This window comes from Paenibacillus dakarensis, from assembly GCF_001373415.1.
Taxonomy (GTDB): Bacteria; Bacillota; Bacilli; order Paenibacillales; family Paenibacillaceae; genus Paenibacillus_AQ; species Paenibacillus_AQ dakarensis.
Genome location: NZ_CDSE01000062.1, coordinates 1 through 21,150 on the forward strand (window position 1 = coordinate 1; position 21,150 = coordinate 21,150).

Sequence of the window (21,150 nt, forward strand, 5' to 3'; positions counted from 1 at the left end):
AAACCGCCATATCGGATCTGAAATAAATCCCTTAAAAATAAACGGAAAATAAATACGATTATTCATTTTTCCTAATGATAAATAAGTAACTTCCCTGTTTCGAAACATATAAAAGCAAACAAGTAAGCCTGCTAGACTAAATCTGGATAAAATAATAGACCATTCTGTATGTGGAACAAACCACTTTATGCTTTCGATTAGAGAATAATACAGCAAGAAGCCTGCAATATACAGTAAACTTATCTTCGCTGTTTCTTTCACTTGCGGTTGAGTGAGTAAGCCGGTTAACAGTAATAAACAGAAGGCCCAAACAAGAGGAATATATAAATATCTATTTTGGACGAGCACCACGGTCATAATGAATAATATAGCTGCAAACAAGTATAATTTAACAGAAATCTTACTCTTCAACTGCTCCATCCTCCATCTTACGGTATCTTTTTGCCAAGCCCTCTCCCTATGAAATTAGCAGATACACGCTCCACACCCGTCTCTTTCGCCCATACCGACAGCTGACCTATATGATGAATTTCATGAGCAATTACATGACGGAGCACTTCCCCGTACTGATATGTATTTACATCCCATGGAACCTTCACGATCATTTGTTCACGTTCATCAGTCACTTTATCTAATAAAGGCTTCAGGTCCTTCCTGTAATCGTCTGACAGTTGTTGAATTAATTCAATGGTTGAGTAATCCTCAAATAATGGTTCAGGGTCATCATATCCCTCTATTCCACGGATCCAGCTGTATTCCACATCCAGGATATGAAAGAGAGTCCTCAGTATCGATCCGACTCCTCCCGTTCGTTCTGCTGTCAATTCTTCGTTTGGTACATCCTTCAGCACGGCAAACCATTCATCGCGAACCTGCCAATTGTATAAAAATAACGAGTACATCGTCGATCAGCCTTTCCTGTTACAAGTATGTAATCCCATTTGATCATAACCTAACATTCCGTTCTGCTCTACTAAGAAATTAATGAGAGGAATAGCTCTCACATATAAAAAAAGCACGCCCTTAATGGACGTGCTTTGCTTTCAAACTATCTGCCAATATTTCTGAATTTCTGTGTGTACGCCTTGGCATCTTGAGCCGTACGCACCCGGTTTCTGCTCCATTCGAGCAGGATGCGGTCAATGTACCGGAAATGAACCTTTCCGGCGAACACAGCTTCTTTCAGAGCCAATAAAATAAGCTCATTCGGATAACGATCTTCATCCACCCAGCCTGAGATCATTTGAAGCTCCATTGGAGATAAAGGTCTGCCGAATTCTTTTTCAAAAATGCGGAACAGATTTGGCTCTTCTTGTTCAGGAGCAGCTTTGGGAGAGGCAGGAGAATTAAAACGATTCACTGCGTCAATGCCTCTATAACTCATCCCCGCAGACTTAAGCCTCTCAGCCTCCTCCTCACTCTCCTTGGCAAGAAGCTGGCCCAGTCTGGTATATAACCCATTCAAATTGTATCGCTCATACTGAATACCACGTTCTTCGTCAGTATGCTCATCGATCGCCAGGAATCCTTCTTTCATCAGCTTTTGCAGAGACATAGCCAGTGTCTCGGAACCCGTACCCGTCACCTGCTGAAGCTCTTCAAGCGAAGGAAAACCGTTATGTTCTACCTGCTGAAATGCAAGCAGATGAATCAATAGCATGCATTCACTGCTGTTCATACCCATAGCATGATAATAGCGAAGTAATGCGTAAGGAATTACGGCCATGCCTTGATTCATACCCGCTGATGCGCCGGCCGCCCATGTATTCGTTTCTCCGGCACGGCTCGCGTGATTCATCAATTCGCTCACCACTTACGGATACAACCGATACAGTGTACGAGGGAACGGAATCGTCTCACGGACATGATCCAAACCGCAAATCCAAGCAACGGTACGCTCAAGGCCTAGACCGAAGCCGGAATGCGGCACGGTGCCGTATTTTCGGAGATCCATATACCACTGATAGGATTCCATAGGCAGGTTATGTTCTTTAAACCGTTCTTCCAGGAGTTCCGGATCATCGATACGCTGGGATCCGCCGATGATCTCTCCATAGCCTTCCGGAGCTATCATATCTGCACACAACACGACTTCCGGACGATTCGGGTCCGGCTTCATGTAAAATGCCTTAATGCTCGCAGGATAATTAGTTATGAACACAGGCTTCTCGTATTTTTCAGCGATAGCTGTTTCGTGGGGAGCACCGAAGTCCTCACCCCAGGAAATTTCATGACCTTCCGATTGCAGGAATTCAATCGCTTCATCATACGAAATTCGAGGGAATGGAGCCTGGATTGCTTCAAGCTTCGAAATATCCCGCCCAATGGTCTCCAGCTCCTTACGGCAGTTCTTCACAACGGATTGTACGACATGGCTGATGAATTGCTCCTGAACCTTCAGGCTCTCCTCATGATCTGTAAAGGCCATTTCCGGCTCGATCATCCAGAATTCAATCAAATGGCGACGAGTTTTGGATTTCTCTGCGCGGAAAGTCGGACCGAAGGAATACACCTTGCCAAGTGCCATTGCTGCCGCTTCCATGTAAAGCTGTCCGCTTTGTGTCAGATAAGCATCTTCCTCGAAATACTTCGTATGGAACAGATTCGTTGTTCCTTCAGCCGAAGTTGGCGTTAAGATCGGAGGATCAACGAGTGTGAAGCCGTGAATATCGAAATATTCTTGTATCGAACGGATAATTTCCGCACGAATGACGAGGATTGCACGCTGTTTCTGGGTGCGGAGCCATAGATGACGATGGTCCATCAAGAAATCGACACCATGCTCCTTAGGCGTAATTGGATAGTTCTCAGTAAGGTGAATGACCTCTATGCCGGTAACCGTCATTTCATATCCGGATTGGCTGCGAGGCTCCTCACGAATAACACCGGTCACATACAAGGAACTCTCCTGGGTCAAACTTTTGGCATCATTCCATACCTCTTCAGGAACTTCACTTTTTACGACAACACCTTGAATATAACCGGTTCCGTCACGAAGCTGGAGAAATTGAATTTTACCGCTGGAGCGTTTGTTATTAATCCAAGCCCCGATGGTAACTGTTTCCCCTACATGCTGGCTGACGTGACGAATCACACATTTGGTGGACATGCAAAATCTCTCCCTTTGACTACTCTTTACTGTTTTGACGCTGTCACAATGCGGTGTGTATCCCGTGCGATGACCAATTCCTCATTCGTAGGAATAACTAGCACTTCCACTTTAGAGTTCTTGGTAGAGATACGTCTTGGTTCCCCTGAACGCACTTTGTTCAGTTCCTCGTCAATTTCAATGCCAAGGTAAGTCATTTGTTCAAGCACTCTTTGGCGCAAAATAACGGAATTTTCACCAACACCGGCAGTGAAGACAATAACGTCCACTCCGTTCAAGGCTGCTGCATAAGAACCGATATATTTGCGAACACGGTATTCGTACATGTCGAAGGCGAGCGTAGCGTTCGGATCTCCTTTTTCCATGCCTTCCGTAATTTCGCGCATATCACTGCTAATCCCGGAGATCGCCAGCAAACCGCTGTGCTTGTTCAGCATCGAGTTCACTTCATTGACCGTCAACTCTTCCTTATTCATCACATAAGGCACAATAGCAGGGTCCAAATCGCCGCTGCGTGTACCCATCATAAGTCCTTCAAGAGGAGTCATACCCATCGATGTATCTATCGATTTACCGTCTTTAACTGCGGTAAGTGAAGCACCATTACCGATATGACATGTGATGATCTTCAGATCTTCAATTGGACGGTTCAAGAATTCAGCTGCTGCTTGACTCACGTATTCATGGGAAGTTCCGTGAGCGCCATAACGGCGGACTTTATATTTATTATAAAGAACTCTAGGAATAGCGTACAGATAAGATTTTTCAGGCATTGTTTGGTGGAAGGCTGTATCAAACACGACAACCTGAGGAACACCAGGCATATTCGTTTCCGCTGCTTTAATTCCTAGCATAGCCGCCGGGTTATGAAGCGGTGCAAGGTCAAACAAACGGCGGATTTCAGCTTTAGCCTCACTGTCAACAAGAGCAGATTCCTTGAAGTACTCTCCTCCATGCACAACACGGTGACCAACAGCTTGAATTTCATCTATCGAATCAATCACACCGTACTCTTCATCTGTCAGCATGCCAAGGACTTTACGAATAGCTGTCGTATGCTCCAGAATTTCACTAACCTCTGTAGCTTCCTGTTTACCGGTTGGTTTGTGAGTCAGAATTGAAGAATCCATTCCGATCCGTTCAACCAGGCCTTTAGCCAAAACAGATTCATCTGTCATATTATACAATTGGTATTTAAGAGAGGAACTCCCTGCGTTAATTACTAGAATATTCATATCCGGTCACCATCCTTGTCGTACTTAAAGAAGCCTTCTTCTGTCTTCACACCGAGATGTCCAGCACGAACCATCTTTTTCAAAACAGTAGATGGACGGTACTTGAGCTCACCAAATTCGCGGAACATACGCTCCAGGGCAGCAAGAACAGAATCAAGGCCGAAACGGTCAGCCATTTCAAGAGGTCCATACTGGAAGCTGTATCCGATTCTCATAGCATCATCAATATCTTCTGCAGATGCTACGCCTTCCTCCACAAGGTGAAGAGCCTCGTTAATTAACAGACAGATCATTCGGCTGGATACAAAACCAGGTGATTCATATACCATGATTCCTTTTTTATGTGCTACTTCTTCAACAAAACGTTTCGTGTTCGCGAATGTGTGATCAGAAGTTTTCAAGCCACGAATAATCTCTACCAGATCTACTTTAGATACAGGATGAATAAAGTGCAGGCCAATAACACGCTCAGGATACATTGTAGAGCTTGCAAGCTCTGTCAAGCTTAGTGATGATGTATTACTAGCTAATATAATATTGCTTGGACATACTTGATCAAGCTGTGCGAACACTTGCTTCTTCGCTTCCAGATCCTCAGTAATGGTCTCAATTACCATATCGCATGCGCTTAGTTCAGCAAAATGAGTCACTTTTTGAATTCGTCCAAGAATTAATTTTTTCTCTGCTTGTGTAATGCCCCACTTCTCTAGTTGCTTATCGAGACTTGTCTCGATCATATCGTATGAATATTCCAGCTTCTCGGGGGTTTTCTCTACCAGCATAACATCAAGACCTTTGGCGGCAAGCATTTCAGCAATACCCTGACCCATGGTCCCTCCGCCTATAACGCCGATTTTTTTGAAGTACATAGTTTGTGCTCCACCCTTTCCTTATATCTATACAATATTGTACCCTTATTTATCGAATAATACATTTTTTTAAGGCACAAGATATAATCATATCTTAGCATGACGAAAAAGTAAAAAAAAATAACCAGCATAACAATTTATGCTGGTAAAAGTGTATTTTCACGAAATTGACATCTGAATTGATCCCCGGATAATATTTCTTCCCTCATGAGAATGTCAAGAGAGTTGTCAAATATGGCTCGATTTTGTCCGAGCAGGAATTTGGTTCGATTCATTAAATCTTCCAAAATCACGTTATTCTCTTTCATCAGCTCTTCTGTAGTAACCATATTCATGTTAATAATGCCAAGTGAAGTGAGTCCTGACTTCATCATGGTCTCCACAATATTAAGGGATTGCTCAAAGTCATTGCTAGAGCCGGTACTTCTTCCGCCGTAATACATTTCCTCAGCAGCAGCACCGCCAAGCGCGATCATAATCTGCTCTTCCAGGAATGACTTGGTATATAAATACTGCTCCTGCTGCGGATTATGGCGTACATAACCTAATGCCTTGCCTCGAGGGCTTAGTGCAACCTGCTTTACACTTCCCGGACGGACAAGTTCTGCCATGATCGCATGTCCAAGCTCGTGAATCGCAACTCTTTTCTTCTCTTCGATATTCGATTCACGGTCTGAACGTTCACCCATCATAACCTTGTCTATTGCCATAGACAGATGACGCTGCAGTATATATTCTTCATTCGCACGCATGGTATAAATCGCAGCTTCATTCATTACACTTTCAAGCTGAGCACCTGAAAAACCGTAAGCCTCTTCAGCAATTTTATCCAGATCTACATCAGCACCAAGGGGCTTGTTTCCGGCATGCAGTTTAAGGATATGAGCCCGACCCTTTTTGTCAGGAAGATCCACCTGAATATGACGGTCAAACCGCCCTGGGCGAAGAAGTGCACTGTCCAGCATTTCTTTACGGTTCGTTGCTGCAATAACCAGAATTCTAGGAGCATCAGCTGTAAAGATACCATCCATTTCGGTCAGCAGCTGGTTTAACGTCTGGTCATACTCTCTTTGCTGTCCGCCTTCACGCTTGCCGCCGATCACATCAATCTCATCGATGAAAATGATCGCACTTTGCTTGTTTTCTTTTGCCGCTCTGGTACGTGCATCTTTAAACAAATCACGTATACGTCCTGCACCGACACCGACATACATTTCAACAAATTCACTGCCGGATGCTGCGACAAACACCGAATTGGTATAGTGAGCAGCCGCTTTCGCCATCAGGGTCTTACCTGTTCCCGGAGGCCCTGTCAGCAGAATTCCCTTCAGTGGGCGAATGCCAAATTTCTTAATCTCTTCATGACGGATAAGAAAATCAAGCGCCTCACGCAGCTCCTGCTTCGCGTTATCTTGTCCCCCAATTTCTTCAAAGGTAAGCTTGGCTGGACCATTTTTTTTGCGTTTCCGTTCACCACCTGCTCCAACAGCGATTCCGCCCTTCATCTTTACAATGAAGAACAGAGCTCCTATTAACATGCCCGCCACCAGTAACGGAACGATATTTACACCGATAAATGCCAGAAAGACAAACATCACAGGGATAAATCCGATAACAGCTTCTTTAGACCATTTAGGCATGGTTCCACACCTCCATTTTGCCCGGTTGGCGAGGTAAAATAATGAACTTTCCCGACTTGCCGTCTGATAGGCTTACATATACGTTCTGATCATCAATTTGCGCAGTTGCTTTTAATTCAGCAGCGCCTTTCGCGAGATTGTCGAGTGAAGATTGTATATCGGTGTACTGCTTGTTATCCATTGCCTCAGCAACGGAGAGCATAGCAGCATCCCACCATTTATTCAGCTGTTCGGATGAGTGATCTTCAACCTCAAGCTTTAGCGTTCGCTTGCCAATAACTGATTTTCCATCTTTGTTTATATGTTCAACCAATCCACGTAAATTCGTTTCCGGTTCAAGTTCAAGTTTCAAAGTCACTGTATCTTGTTTAATATCTATGTGAGAGCTTTTCACTCCTTCATACTCTGATACAACATTAGCCAGCGGGCTGCGAAGAGCGAATTGCTGATAGAGATACCATCCACCAAATAGCACCGATGCCGAAACAATGACGGTTAGAACAATCGGAACAATACGCAATTTCAATGAAGTTCCTCCTTAGTAATATAGTGAAATATTGTTGGTGTATATCAATTTCGAAGGTTAAATGCAAGATTTAAACTGCAATTTGTAGTATATATCTGAATACAACAATCAGTATATCACATTATATATACTTTTTCATTTGAAGCTGTGAAAATATTAAAAACTTTTATTAAAATTTTCTGCAAACGCTTTCATAACGAATCAGTCAATAACACTCCATCCTTTAACTGAAATGGAGTGTTATTTTTTCACTGGTTTGGCAGAGTCAGGTCTTCTCCTATGGGCGCTCCGTCTTTAAACCGGTAAAACCGATATTTTGCTTCATGATTAAGTTCATATAAGAGCTGCCACACATACTCGCCCTCATACATACCTGGAACAAGCCTTTCGATAGCTGCGCCAGGTAAATCCTTCATGATCTGGTTACGCATCCGAGCTTCCGATATGCCATCGCTTAACAACTCCGTATGTACGGTTTCGGATTGCCCTGCTGGTTTATGTTCTTCTGTGAATTTCACCCACACCATAATATCCTTATTGTCAGCATTCTGCCCGGACACTACCCAGTATATGCTCTCCTTGTCCCATACGGATTTATAAGTTTTTCCCGTCTTCATTAATCCGCCATATTCCTGAGCGGCTTTAATCGCCATCTTCTCTTCATTCCAGGTGTCAGCCATCACGTATGAGTAAAATATTTGAATACCAAGCACTATGAGTAAAAATCCGGTAATACTGAGGAGTGCCCACTTTGTCTTTTTCTTCATTCTGGATTCTTCACTCCCTGTTATTCCCTAGAGGGTCAACAGCCGTTCAAATGCACTCTGGGCTTCACGGCGAATCTTCTCCTCATCAAGTGTTAAACAAACCCCATTCTTCACTACTTGTTTGCCGTCTACCCATACATGCTCAACATCCTTCGCACTTGCCGAATAAACAGCATGCGAGATGAAATCCGTATGAGGCAGAAAATGAGCTTGGTCTGTATTCAAGGCGATAAAATCGGCCTTCATCCCGGCAGCAAGTGTGCCCAGTCCTTCCAGGAACAATGATTTTGCACCGTATACTGTTCCCATTCTGAGCGCCTCTGCAGCTGGAATTGCTGTCGGATCTCCAGTAACACCTTTATGAATCAGAGCAGCAAGGCGCATTTCCTCGAACATATCCAGGTTATTATTACTTGCCGGTCCATCAGTACCAAGCGATACCGTAACGCCAGCCTTAAGTAATTCAGGTACCCGTGCAACGCCACTTGCCAGTTTCAGATTGCTTCCTGGGTTGTGGGATACAGTAACCTGATGTGCAGCCAATATGTCAATCTCTTCATTCGTTAAATGAACAGCATGAGCTACCAGAGTCGGTCTTGAGAACACACCAAGCTTCTGCAAATGTGCTACGGGTCTAAGTCCGTAGTCCTGGACATTCTGTTCCACTTCTGCCGCCGTTTCCGACATATGGGTATGAATAGGAAGATCCAGATCATGTGCTGCCTGAACGAACTTTTCAATGTAATCCGGTGGACAAGTATATGGAGCATGTGGCGAAATCATTGTAGTAATACGGCCGCCAGCTTTTCCATGCCAATCCTTAGCAAAAGCTATAGCCTCTGCCAGTTTGTGATTCTGAACGTCAGGAGGACACAAGCCGATTACACCACGAGTCAGCACGCCACGCATACCGGATTGCTCCGTAACTGCAGCCACTTGGTCCATATGATCATACATATCCAGGAAGGTGGTCGTACCGCCCTTCAGCATTTCAATAACAGATAACGAAGTTCCCCAATATACATCATCCGCTGTAAATTTAGCTTCCATAGGCCACATTTTCTCCTGCAGCCACACTTGAAGCGCCAGATCATCCCCGTAACCGCGCAGCAGAGACATAGCCGTATGACCATGGGTATTAACAAGTCCCGGCATGAAGAACAGGTGAGTGCCATCGATAATTTCCGTATTTTCATCAACCTGCGGCTCTTCTTCTCCAATATAAGTGATAAGGTGATCTTCAACGACCATATAACCGCGAAGGGTAGATTTCTCATTCTCAAGAACGGCAAATGATCCATTCTTGATCATCCATTTATGCTTGCGCATCTTCAGTATCTTCCTTTCCATTAACTAAATAATAGGCAAGACTCTGCAAATCGGTAGTAAAATCTGCAGTGTGGATACGAATATTGGATGGTGCCTTCAGAATGGTTGGAGCAAAATTGAGAATTGCTTCAATTCCGGCAGATATTAGATCATCTGCAACCGCCTGCGCCTCCACATCAGGAACAGTAATAATGCCAATCCGAATGCCCAGCTTTTTTATTGTAGAAGTCAGCTCGTCCATAGGTTGAACGACAAGATTGTTGATTGTAGTTCCCACTTTAGGCTCATATGCATCAAAGATCGCTACAATCTTCATATTATCCTTCAAAAAAGCATTATAATTCGACAAGGCATGCCCAAGATTACCGGCACCTACAAGCACGACGTTAATCTGCTGGTCCAGTTTGAGAATATGACGAATCTTCTCGATCAGGTATGAAACATCATACCCGATTCCTTTTCGGCCAAAATCACCAAAATAAGCAAGATCCTTGCGGATTTGCGCTGGATTCAAATCAAGCTTCTGCCCCAGCTCCTGAGAAGACACCGTTGCTACCTCGCGTATATGAAGCTCATTCAAATAGCGTAAATAAACGGGCAGTCTGCGAACCACGGCCTCTGAAATTTTATCCGATTTCATGCATGCTCCCCCTATCAATATAATCTACTTAAAAATATTAATTCGATCTTTTAACCAGATGTCCCTTCCCCGTGAATCCATTCTGAAATACGAGGTACCATTTGCACGGTCGGCATATGCTCCATCTTGGGGCCGGGAAGTGAGTACAAGAAGTGCTTTCCATAGTATGATTCGATCACCCGGGTATCATAGACAATAACAATTCCTTTGTCCTGTGACGTACGAATAAGACGTCCAAATCCCTGTTTAAAACGAATGACCGCTTGGGGTACAGAAAGCTTCATAAAAGGATTCTTCTTCTGCTGCTTTAGAAGCTCGCTCTTGGCTTCCACAAGTGGATGATTGGGCGGCAGGAACGGCAAACGAACGATAGCAAGACAGGTTAAAGCCTCACCGGGAATATCGACACCTTCCCAAAATGAGCTTGTCCCTAATAATACAGAGGCACTGCTGTCCTGGAACCTGCGAATAAGCTTCGTTCGGCTTGTTCCATCCGTTCCTTGTCCCATAACAGAAATGTCACTGGATGATAATGCTTCTTTCAATGGATCATATACCTGGCGAAGCATACGATAGGATGTAAACAGCACCAGCATTCTCCCTCGGGTTGCCATTGCTGCGCCTGCCAAAGATTCGACAAGCATATTTACGAACAACGGATCTCCAACCGTACCCTTGACACTTGGAAAGTCCCTTGGAATAAGCAGCAGTGCTTGTTCACGGTAATTAAAGGGTGAAGGAAGCTGTACTGTATTCAGCTGCCCTTGTTCCGAGGCTTCCTGCAGTCCAAGATTATCAATCATATACTGGAACGACTTATCAACAGATAGCGTAGCAGATGTCAGAATGACACTTTGTTTTTTGTCAAAAAACAGTTCCTTCAGTTGTCCGCTAACATCCACCGGAACAGCATACATCTGCAAAGATTTACTGCGGAAGTTAGAGTTCGCTTCCATCCAGTAGACAATCCCTTCATCGTTCAAGGTCATGAAAAATTTCAAGCTTTCACGATGGGAGGCCAAATCTTTAAACAGCCCATTTATATCTGTTATTAAACTGTCTGCACTATAATCATCCAGTTCTTCTCGAATTTCTGATGTCAGCTTATCTCCTTGGCGTACCACATCCCCTAAAAGAAGATAGATTTGATTCTCAATCTCCGTCAGGGTTTCCCAATCCTTAGGCTTCTTGGATGGTGCGAGACGAAGCGTATATTGGCCCGCATCTCCCGATGCATCCGCACGTTCCGGTATAAGTCCAAACAGGAGATCGTTCAGACGGTCCCAATTCTCCCTCACTGTAATGAGATCGGGATAGATTCGATCAATGACTGTTGTCCAGTCCCCTGCTTTTTCATGGGCAGAAGCCTGAAGCAATTGGCGGAGAACAGGAAGCTGGCCATTTCGGCTGTCCTTATAAAGCCGGGTCAGCGTATGAATCACTGTAAAGTATTTCAGGTTAAGACCAAGATGTTTGCCAGCCACATCCTCCAAATGATGTGCCTCGTCAATCACCAAGCGTTCATAGGAAGGCAGCAGCTGGTGATTGGCCTTAACATCCGTAAATAACTTGGAGTGATTCGTAATGACTACATCTGAAATAGCCGCTTCATGTTTCGCACGATGATAGAAGCATTTCTTAAACCATGGGCAAGCACGGCCAAGGCATGAATCTGATTCACTTGCTACTGTTTCCCAAAAATCTCCGCCCCGGCCACCAAGGTTCAGCTCTTCGTCATCGCCGGTTTCTGTCTGCGTTAACCAGACAATCATTTGGGCTGCAATGATGATATCTTCTTTAGGTGTACTAAAATCTCTTCTATTTATTTTATGTTCAAATTTTCTCAAACACAAATAATGCTGTCTTCCCTTGAAGACGGCTGCCTTGAACGGAAACGGGATTACCTTCGTCATCAGCGGAATATCCCGCTCCCGAAGCTGCTCCTGAAGGTTAATCGTATGGGTGCTGACCATAACCTTCTGTTCCTGTTTCACACTCTGATATATAGAAGGAAGCAAATATCCCAGCGATTTTCCGGTACCGGTTCCGGCTTCAATCAGGAGATGCTTATCCTCCTCGAGCGCTCTCATAACTTCCTCGAACATGATATCCTGTGCTTCCCGGCTCTCATATTGAGGAAGGGTCTCACGCAGATTATGACGCACCTGCGTCATATACTCTTCAAAGGTTACTTCAGCGAGTGGATTATCTTCCTCCTCACTCCGCGGAGGCTCCAATTCTGTCCAATCTCCGATTTTCAGAGCGAATTGTCTGAAATACGTAAAGTCATCCGGATCTTGAAGAGCCTGATTCTCCAAGTGGCCCCGTAATCCGTCGAAGAACCAGCCTAAATCGCTGTCCTCCTCGGCAAAAAGGTCGCTTAGACGCTGAATTGTTATGAGCGGAAGCTGATCGAGCTCCTCCAGGCATTTCAGTAGCACATGAGCAGTCGCCAGTGCATCGCTGTCCGCCTGATGTGGACGGTCATGCTCCAGCCCGAAATAGGACGTTACCATCCCGAGCTGATACGAAGTCAACGAAGGAAAGCATATTTTCAAAAAGTGAATCGTATCAAGAATTCGTCCGCTAAAGGGTAAATATCCGCAGCGGTCGAGCGCATTTTGCAGAAAATTAAAATCAAAGGCCACATTATGACCTACCAGTACAACATCATCAAGCATAGGTACCAGTTCCATCATCATTTCTTCAAGTGTAGGTGCATTCACGACATCATGATCAGAAATACCTGTCAAGCCTGTAATAAACGGTGGAATCGGAATTCCCGGATTGACATAAGAACCGTATACTCGGGATATACTTCGATCTTCTTCGATGATTGCCAGCCCCACTTGAATGATTTCATCGGCTGACTGGTTGCCCGTAGTTTCAAAATCCAATACGGCAAATTTCATGTTCGTATAAAACCCTTTCCTTCCAGTCTAAATAACAGCATACCAGATGTCACGTCGTTTGAACATTATAGACATAAAAAAGACGATGCCGCAGGCTCGGAATTACGAGCGGGCATCGCTTACTACAGACCGATATTCATAACAGCGAAATCAATTGACTCCCATACTGAAGCTGACCGCAATTATTGTGACAAACCTCCAGATTATTGAGCGGGTCTGGCAGTGTTGGATCACTTTGGATGGCAAGCGTAAAGTAATTACAAGCATTGTCATTCCGGCCATTAATAACGTGGATGCATCCCAGCGCATTATAGATGATAGCCTGCAAAAATCTTTTGTTCTCTGCAAGCGGGAGTATCGACAACAGATAACCCGATGCTTCCTCCAGTTCACCCAAATGCAAATGAGCCATTGCCTTGTACAATCGAATGAGTAAACTTTCAGGATAAACAACCGCAGCCTCAGCAAACTGAGTGATCGCTGGTCTGAACATAAGCAACTTGTAGTAGCCCTGACCGCGTATAAAACTGCCCAGCTGCAATTCCGGTGATTCGGTCAGCGAAAATACCGGAACAGCAGCTGTACTCTCACGGAACAGGGCCATCTTCTCTTCAAAGTGAAGCCATTCATCAATAATTCCTTCGCTCATGCTCTTCAGCATATTCCAGTTATGAATAAGCAGCTGTTTCTTGGGACCGTGTGCGGAAGGGTAATGCTTCACAATATCATCTAACATGTTGTTCATTTCGTCGAATACATGCTGAAACATGGATTGCATCCCACCCTTAACGAAAAAATGAGATCAGTGCGTTGACCTAGGTTCATTTTTTGTTTAAGCGGCCTATTTCATTCCCAAAGCAAGCGTTACATTTTGGAGTCAAGAATTTTATCGGATCGTTGCATGAATCTCCCGGTGCTCGGTTATAATCGGCTTATTTGCTCCGTCAACAATAACCACAGTCGGTTTATGATCCACATATTCCTCTTTGGACATCATCGCGTATGAAATAATAATGACATTATCACCTGGCTGAACCAGACGCGCTGCAGCACCATTCAGGCAAATTACGCCACTACCCCGTTCCCCTGTAATGACATAGGTTTCAAGGCGTGCTCCATTATTATTATTTACGATCTGGACTTTTTCATTCTCCAGCAAATCAGCAGCCTCCATCAATTCTTCATCAATGGTAATACTGCCGACATAATTCAGATTGGCTTCCGTTACGGTAGCACGGTGTATTTTAGATTTCATCATGGTTCTAAACATGAGGGATCCCCTCTTTCGATTGGAATAATGCATTATCAATTAAACGGGTCTTACCGAATCGAACCGCCAGCGCGAGAATAGTGGCATTTCCAGTACCGGAAAGCCTGGAGTCATTCTCAAGCGGTATCATATCTGGAAAAGAAAGCACTTCTGCATAATCAATATCTGCTATAGGGGATTCGGAAATAACCTTCGTCAATAAGTCCCGAACTTCTCCAGCCGTTGTAATGCTTCCCTTTTCGAGCTGCTCCAGAGCTGTGTTCAGGGATCTTGAAAGCACCAACGCCTGTTCACGTTCTTCTGGCTTCAAGTATACATTACGTGAGCTTAAAGCGAGCCCATCTGCTTCGCGAACAATCGGACAAGGGACGATTTTCACGTCCAGATTCAAGTCATAAACCATCTGTTCAATGACAGCAACCTGCTGTGCATCCTTCATCCCGAAAAAAGCAAAGTCCGGTTTCACAATATTAAACAACTTGTTAACAACGGTTGTAACTCCATCAAAATGTCCTGGGCGTGATGCTCCGCATAAGAGTGATGTCAGCTCGGACACAGCCACTTTTGTTTTTGTCGGTTTAGGATACATCTCCTGAACTCCCGGGATAAATACGATATCAACCCCGTTTGATTCAGCAACTGCCAAATCCCTCTGCTCATCTCGTGGATAAGTTTCAAAATCTTCCCCAGGGCCGAATTGAATAGGATTCACAAAAATACTAAGCACAACGGTTCCCGTCATTTCACGTGCTCGTTTCATCAGACTGGCATGCCCTTCATGCAGGTATCCCATGGTTGGAACAAGCCCTACAGGGCCGGCTCCTGTGCTTGTGCGGTGTTTAACCTCCGCACGCAGTTCTTCTATCGTCCGGATTACTTTCATTGTGAGCTCACCTTTTCTTTATCGTTTCCATAAAGCGTACCAGAAGGTTTGGTCGTGCTTTTTACCGAGAACACATGCTCCTCAGCCGGGAACGAACGCTCCTTCACTTCTTTCACATATTGCGAAATGCCTTCTTGGATTAACGAGCCGATATCGGCATACGTTTTTACAAATCTCTTTTCTCTATATGATGTCGTGTATTTAAGAATATCGTGATATACAAGTACTTGTCCGTCGCAATAGCGGCCCGCCCCAATTCCGATGGTTGGTATGGACAACTCCCTGCTGATTTGGGCAGTCGTTTCTTCCGTGACCAGCTCAAGCACAACAGCAAAAGCTCCAGCTTCTTCAAGTGCCTTAGCGTCCTTCATTAAACGCTCCGCGTCAGCAGCATCCTTGCCTTGTACCCGGTAACCTCCAATTTGATTGACGGATTGTGGTGTAAGTCCAATATGTCCCAGCACCGGAACGCCGGATTGAACGATACGCTTAACCGTCTCCGCAATTTCAGCCCCGCCTTCCATCTTAACGGCATGAGCATGGCCTTCCTGCATTAAGCGGCGTACATTCCGAAGAGTCTCATCCAGACTGCCGTGGTAGGTCATAAACGGCATATCAGCTACGATAAACGTATGCTCGGCTCCCCGGGCAACAGCACGTGTATGATAAACCATGTCATCAATTGTAACGGGAATGGTGGAGTTATACCCCAAAACAACATTTCCCAAGGAATCCCCGACCAATATCATATCGACTCCGGCTTCCTCAGCGAGCTCGGCTGATGGATAGTCATACGCGGTCAGCATACTGATCGGTACATTATCATTTTTCATTTTTTTCATTTTAACAATGTTTAGCGGCTGTTTGTTTGCCATGTGACTAAAAACCCCTTTCATTTCGCGTTTAACGACAACAAAAAAACCTTTTAGCATTCATACGCTAAAAAGTCCGAAAGGCAAAAAAGAGTCACTCGCGATCGTCCCTTCTGTCTCGGTCCTTTCGGCTCAGAGCAGAATCCAACGTAACCGGCACAGCAGTTATGAAGGTGTTCCTGATGTCTTAATTCCTGCATTCAGAGTGCAATTCTTCTTAAGTGAAGATACCGCCTCCGAACACAGTATACCAAATATCTGTTAAATTTTCATCTGTTTTCATGACTAGAAGCAAGCCGAATATCGCCTGAAAATACTGGAATTAATTCTCCCGTATTATTTTTAACAAGCAATGCTCCAGAGGGATGCAGTCCGGCAGCAACTCCTGTTAAAACACCCATTGATGAATGTACACTGACTTCCCGGTCCAAGGTGACTGACGCCGATTCCCATAACGAAGCAATGGGTTCGAATCCCTGATCATTATAAAGGTCGTACAGCGTTTCAAGCTCATCCAAAATCGAACAGATTAACTCATTACGATTCAGGTTACTTCCGCTTGCCATTCGGAGCGATGAAGCGACCTGCTTTAAATCATCCGGATAATCATCTTCCCTTAAATTCACACTAATACCAATTCCGGCAATACAATATCTTACGGTATCGTCCTCCGTAGCCGACTCGAGCAGTATACCGCATACCTTCTTTCCATCGATCAGAAGATCGTTAGGCCATTTAATACCCGTATCAACACCCGTAGCTTTAAGAATAGCCCTGCGTACAGCTACTCCGGTTAAAAGTGTCAATTGCTGCGTCAAATGCAGCGGCTGGGTTGGGCGTAAAACCAAGCTCATCCATATTCCTTTGCCAAATGGCGAGTAAAACTTCTTGCCCATCCTCCCCCGTCCGCCGGTCTGTTCCTCTGCGAGGACGACAGTTCCTTCCGGAGCGCCAGCCTCTGCCAGCTTACGGGCATCCTCTTGCGTGGATACCGTGGAAGGAAGCACTTCGATTCGCTGACCAAACAACCGTCCCTTCGTACATGCCGCCAGGAAGTCTTCATCCAGGGGATCCGGTTTCTCCGTTAAACGGTAACCAAGACGCGGCATGGCTTCAAATTCGTATCCGGCGTTTCGCAGTTTATTGATCTGTTTCCATACCGCTGTACGACTAATGGACAACCGCTGACTAATCTCTTCGCCGGACAGAAATTCCCCTTTATGCTCCAAAAATATATCTAAAAGAGTCATTCCTTCATTCTTCTTCATGCTCTATCACCTGCTTTGCTTCTTCAATCAAACGATCCCGCTCGTTCGGGAATAAACCAGCGGCTGTTTGGAATAGCAGCTGCTGTAATACCTTCCCCATCCACGGACCTCCGCGTCGATTCAACGCCTGCAAAATCTCATTTCCGGTCAGAGTCAAATCTTTAAGGCTTTGGACAGGCATTTCTTCGAGCCAACGACGTGCCTGGACAAGCGAATTTTGATCGATATGCTGTTTACCTGTGGTGTTAACAGCCTCGTGCATACATAGCCATGATTCTGCCGTTTTAGCGCCATGCTTTAATACAAGTTGAATCCAGAGCAGCCGATCCGCTTCTATATCATTCCCCCGTTCTCCGGAGAACCAAGCCTCCTGAAACGAAAGTAATCCTGAAATCATAGCTTTACGCTGGTTTGAGAAGGTCCACTCACGTAAGAGCTTTTCCGCCTCACTGCCCGGAATGTCGAAACCGAGGATAAGCATGGCCCAGCGAATATCCAGATGACTTGAATCCATTGCGGGAATGGCATTAATAATAACAGGATCCTTCATTGCATAAGGAAAGGGGATTTTCATCCTCGTATACAGGCCACTCTTCTTAAGCAAACCCAGCCCTCTTAACGGATCCGGTCCTGCCATCATTTTATCCAATTCTGCCCGGATTCGTTCTATTGCAATCCAAGGCAGCGTGTCCCTAACCGCTAAGATCCCTTTCCATGTATCTTTAGCAATAGAGAACCCAAAAATCGACGCAAAACGAATACAACGAATCATTCGTAGTGCATCTTCACGAAAACGAACGGTTGCATCGCCGACACAACGGATGATGCGCAGGTCAATATCCCTTCTACCGTCATACGGATCCACCCAGCTGCCACCGATCCCGAGTGCCATGGCATTCATAGTGAAATCCCTGCGTCTTAAATCTTCCTCCACTTCACTTACAAACACAACTTGAGCAGGGCGCCGGTGGTCTTCATAACCGCTTTCTATCCGGTATGTCGTCACCTCAAAGGACTGCCCATTCACGAGAACCGTGACGGTTCCATGCTTGATCCCTGTCGGGATTACTCTTGGAAAGATTGAGCATGTCACTTCCGGCAGCGCAGAGGTTGTTATATCCATATCGCTTACCTGTCGCCCCATATACTCATCCCTCACACATCCTCCGACCCAGTACGCCTCATAACCATGATCATGAAGCGTGCGGATTACTTCAGCACTACCAGCTGCCATATCGGAATCTGCGTACTTCCACACTATGTTTTGGTGCTGTTCAGCCATCCGTCACCCGATCCTTCTATCCGAAAAACAGACGAGAGAGACGAGCTTATCCTTAAGCCGGATTAACTCGTTTCCTCCCGTCCCAATACTCGGTAATATATTTGTTCATACTTGCTGCGGATTTGCTCGTTGCAAAATACGGTCTGTGATCTATGAAGACAAGCTTTCCGCAGCTCATCCTTCAGCTTGTCATCTCTAAGAATGTTGATAACATATTCCGCCATCTGTCCGCTATCTCCAACAGGAGCCAGAAAGCCTGTTTCACCATGAGTTACAAGCTCTGGAATACCTCCAGCCAATGAACCGACAGTCGGTACTCCGCAAGCCATGGCTTCAAGAGCTACAAGACCGAAGCTTTCCTTCTCAGAAGGTAGAAGCAGAACATCCGCCATAGATATAACATGTGCAATTTCATCCTGTTTGCCAAGGAAATGCACCTTATCAGCTAAGCCAAGCTCGTTGATTTGGCATTGAATTTTCGGTAAATCAGGACCTTCTCCTACGAGCAATAGCTTGGATGGAACTTGTTCATTTACCCGGGCAAAAATATCCACAACATCGCTTACACGTTTCACCGGGCGGAAATTTGATATATGCATCAAGACTTTTTCATCCGGCTCAGCAAAATCCTGCCTTAGTGAAGCGGAGTCTCTCGGATAATAAACACGATGGTCCACAAAGTTATATGTCAAATCAATATCCCGATTAATATCCAGTACTTCTCTCGTTTCCCGAATTAAATCCTGGGAGACTGCTGTAACGGCATCACTTTCGTTTATGGCCAGCCTGATCAAATCTTTCAAAGATTCATCTTGCGCCAATACTGTGATGTCCGTGCCATGCAAGGTGGTTACTACTTTCAGTTGATCTCCCACCATCTGTTTCGCTAAAAATGCACATACCGCATGTGGAACTGCGTAATGGACATGAAGCACATCAAGCTGCTGCATATTGGCGACCTGAGCCATTTTGGTGGCAAGCGAAAGATCATATGGTGGATATCTGAATACATAGTAATCATTGACTTCCACTTCATGATAATAAATATTTTTATGAAAACTCCCTAAACGAAAAGGGATGCTATGCGCTATGAAATGTACCTGGTGGCCTTGTTCTGCGAGCAATTTTCCGAGCTCTGTAGCTACGACACCCGAGCCGCCTAATGATGGATAACATGTAATGCCTATTTTTAACGGCTTTTGTGAAGACATATGAGGCCTCTCCTTTATAACACGATCATAATTATTATGCTTTATTTCAGTTAAATAGACGAACCATATATGGAGTTTTTGTTGCAAAGCCTTCGGCATATGGAATCAGCTTCCGCTGTCCAAGCAGTGCATCTCTGGCCCTAACACGCTCGATGTATCCCTCCGTAAGAGGAGTAGAAACAGCATCCTCCTCATGTTTCTCAAACTGGGAACGGTAGCAGGATAGTGCCTCTATCTTCATTCCATAGTCTGCTGATACATCTACGAGCAAATCTGCTTTTCCAAGATCATTAATAAAGTAATAATAAAGCTCGTCCACCCTAACGGCAGGCTGATCCGGTAAGTAGCGGCGAAGTTTCGCATTGAATACGGCTTCCTCCACTAATTTACTGCATGCAATATGATCGGGATGACGGTCTTCCCAATAAGGAGCAAATACAATCCGTGGAGAATATTTACGTATTTCTTCGGTGATCCGCTCAACATTGTCCGGAGTTATGTATAACCCCCGATCGGGCAGCCCCAGATTGCTTCGCATGGCAAGACCCAATACTTGAGCTGCACGGTTAGCTTCTTCCTTTCGCAGCTCCACATTCCCGTTAGATGACATTTCCGCTGCTGTCAAATCACAGATTCCTACTGAAGCCCCTGCTGAAGTATGCTTAAAGATCGTACCTGCCATCCCGATCTCAGCATCATCTGCATGTGCTCCGAAGATCAATATATCCAGCTTTTGAGTCATAGCTCCACACCTGGCTTATATTTATCCACTAGCTCTCTCCACCCTAAATCTCCCCGGTCAAGTGCGAGCACCAGAATTTCAGCTGTAGCAACATTGGTGGCAAGCGGAATGCCTTGAACATCACATAGACGAAGCAGCGCACTGATATCAGGCTCATGCGGCTGCGCCATCAACGGATCACGCAGGAAAATAATGAGATCCATTTCATTTTTAGCAACCATTGCCCCAATTTGCTGATCTCCCCCGAGCGGACCAGACATAAACCGGTGAATCTGCAGATCTGTCTGCTCCATAATCCGGGTTCCGGTGGTTCCTGTTGAGTAGAGATCATGGCCAGTAAACACATTTTCATAAGCAATAACAAAGTTGACCATTTCATCTTTCTTCCGGTCATGAGCGATAAAAGCTATATTCATTGTATCTTCTCCTCTTTCTCTCTAGTCGATAAAATGATCGAATCCGTAAACCATACCTGTATACTCCATTACTTTCTCGACAGCCATCTTCACCCCTGGCATATACCCTGCCCGTTCATAGGAGTCATGCCTTATCTTCAGGCTCTGACCATAACCGCCAAATATGACCTCCTGCTGTG

The 21,150-nt window shown here is 45.0% G+C and carries 21 protein-coding genes and 1 pseudogene; all 22 read right to left on the bottom strand.

Features of this window, described 5'->3' with window-relative positions; translation table 11 throughout:
* Window positions 1-411 (bottom strand): annotated as a pseudogene (locus BN1234_RS22620) (hypothetical protein); the annotation flags it as partial.
* Window positions 412-428: 17 nt separating this feature from the next.
* Window positions 429-902, bottom strand: coding sequence for a DinB family protein (locus BN1234_RS15625; protein WP_054957598.1), 474 nt, complete (start codon window positions 900-902; stop codon window positions 429-431).
* Window positions 903-1,048: 146 nt separating this feature from the next.
* Window positions 1,049-1,798: a DnaD domain-containing protein gene (locus BN1234_RS15630; protein ID WP_054957599.1), complete on the bottom strand. Its 750-nt coding sequence runs from the start codon at window positions 1,796-1,798 to the stop codon at window positions 1,049-1,051.
* A 15-nt stretch (window positions 1,799-1,813) separates the two neighbouring features.
* Window positions 1,814-3,109 carry an asparagine--tRNA ligase gene (gene asnS / locus BN1234_RS15635; RefSeq protein ID WP_054957600.1) on the bottom strand — a complete coding sequence of 432 codons (1,296 nt, stop codon included), beginning with the start codon at window positions 3,107-3,109 and terminating at the stop codon, window positions 1,814-1,816.
* 26 nt (window positions 3,110-3,135) lie between these two features.
* Window positions 3,136-4,344 (bottom strand): acetate/propionate family kinase, encoded by a 1,209-nt coding sequence (locus BN1234_RS15640; RefSeq protein WP_054957601.1) that lies wholly within the window; start codon window positions 4,342-4,344, stop codon window positions 3,136-3,138.
* Window positions 4,341-5,213 carry a 3-hydroxyacyl-CoA dehydrogenase family protein gene (locus BN1234_RS15645; RefSeq protein WP_054957602.1) on the bottom strand — a complete coding sequence of 291 codons (873 nt, stop codon included), beginning with the start codon at window positions 5,211-5,213 and terminating at the stop codon, window positions 4,341-4,343. The genes BN1234_RS15640 and BN1234_RS15645 overlap by 4 nt, the downstream gene beginning before the upstream one ends.
* 137 nt (window positions 5,214-5,350) lie before the next feature.
* Complete coding sequence (locus tag BN1234_RS15650) at window positions 5,351-6,853, bottom strand: AAA family ATPase (RefSeq protein ID WP_054957603.1); 1,503 nt, start codon at window positions 6,851-6,853, stop codon at window positions 5,351-5,353.
* A complete protein-coding gene (locus BN1234_RS15655; RefSeq protein WP_054957604.1) occupies window positions 6,846-7,379 on the bottom strand; it encodes a hypothetical protein in 534 nt (177 codons plus the stop codon). Before BN1234_RS15655 ends, BN1234_RS15650 begins: the two co-directional genes overlap by 8 nt.
* 248 nt (window positions 7,380-7,627) lie before the next feature.
* Window positions 7,628-8,146 (bottom strand): cell wall elongation regulator TseB-like domain-containing protein, encoded by a 519-nt coding sequence (locus BN1234_RS15660; RefSeq protein WP_054957605.1) that lies wholly within the window; start codon window positions 8,144-8,146, stop codon window positions 7,628-7,630.
* 27 nt (window positions 8,147-8,173) lie between these two features.
* Window positions 8,174-9,475, bottom strand: a complete 1,302-nt coding sequence (locus BN1234_RS15665; RefSeq protein WP_054957606.1) for an amidohydrolase — start codon at window positions 9,473-9,475, stop codon at window positions 8,174-8,176.
* A complete protein-coding gene (locus tag BN1234_RS15670) occupies window positions 9,462-10,115 on the bottom strand; it encodes a redox-sensing transcriptional repressor Rex (protein WP_054957607.1) in 654 nt (217 codons plus the stop codon). Before BN1234_RS15670 ends, BN1234_RS15665 begins: the two co-directional genes overlap by 14 nt.
* Window positions 10,116-10,165: 50 nt before the next feature.
* A complete protein-coding gene (dinG, locus tag BN1234_RS15675) occupies window positions 10,166-13,027 on the bottom strand; it encodes an ATP-dependent DNA helicase DinG (RefSeq protein WP_054957608.1) in 2,862 nt (953 codons plus the stop codon).
* Window positions 13,028-13,163: 136 nt separating this feature from the next.
* Window positions 13,164-13,796, bottom strand: a complete 633-nt coding sequence (locus BN1234_RS15680) for a tetratricopeptide repeat protein (protein WP_054957609.1) — start codon at window positions 13,794-13,796, stop codon at window positions 13,164-13,166.
* Window positions 13,797-13,913: 117 nt separating this feature from the next.
* The gene (gene panD, locus BN1234_RS15685; protein WP_054957610.1) at window positions 13,914-14,297 is read right to left on the bottom strand and encodes an aspartate 1-decarboxylase; all 384 of its coding nucleotides are present in this window, start codon (window positions 14,295-14,297) and stop codon (window positions 13,914-13,916) included.
* Window positions 14,290-15,180 carry a pantoate--beta-alanine ligase gene (gene panC / locus BN1234_RS15690; protein ID WP_054957611.1) on the bottom strand — a complete coding sequence of 297 codons (891 nt, stop codon included), beginning with the start codon at window positions 15,178-15,180 and terminating at the stop codon, window positions 14,290-14,292. The genes panD and panC overlap by 8 nt, the downstream gene beginning before the upstream one ends.
* Complete coding sequence (gene panB / locus BN1234_RS15695) at window positions 15,177-16,055, bottom strand: 3-methyl-2-oxobutanoate hydroxymethyltransferase (RefSeq protein ID WP_054957612.1); 879 nt, start codon at window positions 16,053-16,055, stop codon at window positions 15,177-15,179. Before panB ends, panC begins: the two co-directional genes overlap by 4 nt.
* 266 nt (window positions 16,056-16,321) lie before the next feature.
* Window positions 16,322-17,320 (bottom strand): biotin--[acetyl-CoA-carboxylase] ligase, encoded by a 999-nt coding sequence (locus BN1234_RS15700; protein ID WP_054957613.1) that lies wholly within the window; start codon window positions 17,318-17,320, stop codon window positions 16,322-16,324.
* Window positions 17,307-18,602, bottom strand: a complete 1,296-nt coding sequence (locus BN1234_RS15705; protein WP_054957614.1) for a CCA tRNA nucleotidyltransferase — start codon at window positions 18,600-18,602, stop codon at window positions 17,307-17,309. Before BN1234_RS15705 ends, BN1234_RS15700 begins: the two co-directional genes overlap by 14 nt.
* Before the next feature lie 62 nt (window positions 18,603-18,664).
* On the bottom strand, window positions 18,665-19,813 hold the full coding sequence (bshA, locus tag BN1234_RS15710) for an N-acetyl-alpha-D-glucosaminyl L-malate synthase BshA (RefSeq protein ID WP_054957615.1): 1,149 nt from the start codon (window positions 19,811-19,813) through the stop codon (window positions 18,665-18,667).
* Window positions 19,814-19,859: 46 nt separating this feature from the next.
* On the bottom strand, window positions 19,860-20,555 hold the full coding sequence (gene bshB1, locus BN1234_RS15715; protein ID WP_054957616.1) for a bacillithiol biosynthesis deacetylase BshB1: 696 nt from the start codon (window positions 20,553-20,555) through the stop codon (window positions 19,860-19,862).
* Window positions 20,552-20,971, bottom strand: a complete 420-nt coding sequence (mgsA, locus tag BN1234_RS15720) for a methylglyoxal synthase (RefSeq protein ID WP_054957617.1) — start codon at window positions 20,969-20,971, stop codon at window positions 20,552-20,554. The genes bshB1 and mgsA overlap by 4 nt, the downstream gene beginning before the upstream one ends.
* A gap of 21 nt (window positions 20,972-20,992) precedes the next feature.
* The coding region (locus BN1234_RS15725; RefSeq protein WP_281177651.1) for a dihydrodipicolinate reductase C-terminal domain-containing protein at window positions 20,993-21,150 on the bottom strand (158 nt) is incomplete at its 5' end.